Source organism: Bacillus sp. AFS001701, from assembly GCF_002559405.1.
Taxonomy (GTDB): domain Bacteria; phylum Bacillota; class Bacilli; order Bacillales; family Bacillaceae_G; genus Gottfriedia.
In genome coordinates this window covers 1-1,572 of the sequence record NZ_NTZO01000287.1, presented here as the reverse complement: position 1 = coordinate 1,572, position 1,572 = coordinate 1, and the positions used below count along the sequence as shown (strand labels likewise).

General features: G+C 32.5%; 2 protein-coding genes. One reads left to right on the top strand and one right to left on the bottom strand.

From position 1 onward, the window contains the following. Positions 1-661 (top strand): tyrosine-type recombinase/integrase (locus CN514_RS18085; RefSeq protein ID WP_098233792.1); only part of this gene is annotated, 661 nt, incomplete at its 5' end. A gap of 587 nt (positions 662-1,248) precedes the next feature. Here CN514_RS18085 and CN514_RS18080 read toward each other — a convergent pair. Next, a partial coding sequence (locus tag CN514_RS18080) for a hypothetical protein (RefSeq protein ID WP_176525960.1) occupies positions 1,249-1,572 on the bottom strand: 324 nt, incomplete at its 5' end.

The window sequence follows — 1,572 nt, the reverse complement described above, 5'->3', positions numbered from 1 at the left end:
AGCTGAAGAAGAGTATTTAGAAGATGATAAACCAATTAAAAAATTAAAAAAAATAAAAGAACAAGTCCAGATTGAAGTTTTGACGGATGAGCAAATTAATATGATATTGAAGCATTTAAAAAAGTTCAACTATCATGCCAACTCTTTTGTTACATTCAGGAATCGTAAAATGTTCATTTTTTTATTATCTACTGGAGTTCGCAGGGGTGAGGTTATAAATATCAAATGGAGCGATATAGATTTTGAAAACCAGGTTATTCGTATTTACGGTAAGAAGCGAAGGGTTTCGAGTATTCCATTTACACTGAAATTAAAAAGAGAGCTCTTAGAATATAGAATTTTTCTTGAAGAATTTTTAAAAGAAGATCAAGTGTATTTGTTTCCTTCGGGTAAGAACACTCAATTAACAGAAGAGGCTGTAAGTAGCTTTTTCAAGACGCTGAAGAAGGAAATGAACTTTGAAGGGGTAAGATTATCAGCACACTCAATTCGCCACACATTCGCCCACAGATGCCTTGTAGGGGGTATGGATGTAATGACTCTTAAATCATTGCTCAATCATGAAAATATATCAGTAACAGAAAAGTATGTGGCTTTTTGGGGAACTGCTTTAAAGGAGCAAAACGATAAATTCAACCCATTGAATAATATTGATATTTAATAGGACAAGCCTTACAACAATTTAAACAAAAAAAAAGACACCTACTGCAATAGGTGTCCAACGAAGATTTATCTGATCCAACCCACTAAAATTGAATAGAAAAATCCTTCTTGTACGTCTATTATACCATTTTTCAAAAATTGTGGTCAATAGGCTTAGTTTCTTATTGTCTTTTTAGAAACTGTAAGGCACACACTTATAACCGACATAACCTAAGCTGAGGGGCTGCATAAAGTCAGCGTTGACACAAACAAACCGTTTCCTTGTTTACGGTGTGTCAAGTCTATGTGAGGACTACATAAGGTCTGGTGGGTTATCTAGTATACTACGGTATGGGTAAAGCTGAAAATTTGAATAGATCAAAGGTTATTAATTAATTTGTTATTGTTACAAGTTCCCTTTTATTCAAGCATGTAGGATAGATATTACATGTTAAAAGTCAGTTATAGCGAAAGCTAGTATTCAAACAAGGGCAACGGATTCCATAGTAAAAACGACCGTTTCAGAATGCTTACTTACCTTATATTTTTACTTCAAGAATAAGGTAGGAGAAGTAATGCACACTCAAACATAAAAGAAAATCCCTGCTACTGTTTGGTAGCAGGGTGATTTTTCGTTAATCGATTATACAATTCCAAATTCTCTTTACTTAAATTCTTTCTGTCGTTATCATTCTCAAATGCTTTAATAAATTCTCTTTTTTGTTTGTTGTGAAAGGTTTTAACCTCAAAATAATGATCTTGACAATAATAATTTGTTCTACCTTTTACATCCCAACTATATAACGGAGCAACATCTGTTACTCTTAGGCAAAATAAACATATCCCTTTTTTAATCATACTATCACCTGAAATTATTATAACATCTATTTCTTTCTTGATGAATGATTCATAGTAGTTTTTTAGTGGGAA